The organism is Tritonibacter sp. SIMBA_163, assembly GCF_046535935.1.
GTDB classification, from domain to species: Bacteria; Pseudomonadota; Alphaproteobacteria; order Rhodobacterales; family Rhodobacteraceae; genus Epibacterium; species Epibacterium scottomollicae.
The window spans coordinates 1-260 of the sequence record NZ_JAWJBP010000702.1 but is presented as its reverse complement, the minus strand read 5'-3'; the positions used below and the strand labels follow the sequence as shown (position 1 = coordinate 260).

Annotated in this window: 1 protein-coding gene; it reads left to right on the top strand. The window is 43.8% G+C overall.

The window, feature by feature from the left end; translation table 11 throughout:
- The coding region (locus R0J92_RS24140) for a hypothetical protein (RefSeq protein ID WP_411053544.1) at positions 1–260 on the top strand (260 nt) is incomplete at both ends.

Sequence of the window (260 nt, the reverse complement as noted above, 5' to 3'; positions counted from 1 at the left end):
CCCAATCCAGCTTTGATGAATTAGAGATGGATAGCTATAGCAGTCTCCATCTGATGCTGCAATCGTTAGGGGAACAAATCAACAACTTAGAAGACAATCTCGACGACTTAGACAACTTTCTTGGACAATCTCGGATTAAGATTCGTCAAGAAAAACAACTCCTCAGTACCGCACAAGATGAACTTCTGCAAGCGCGAATGGTTCCCCTAGAAACGGTGTTAAATCGCTTTCCCCCGATGGTAGAACAACTTGCAAAGACG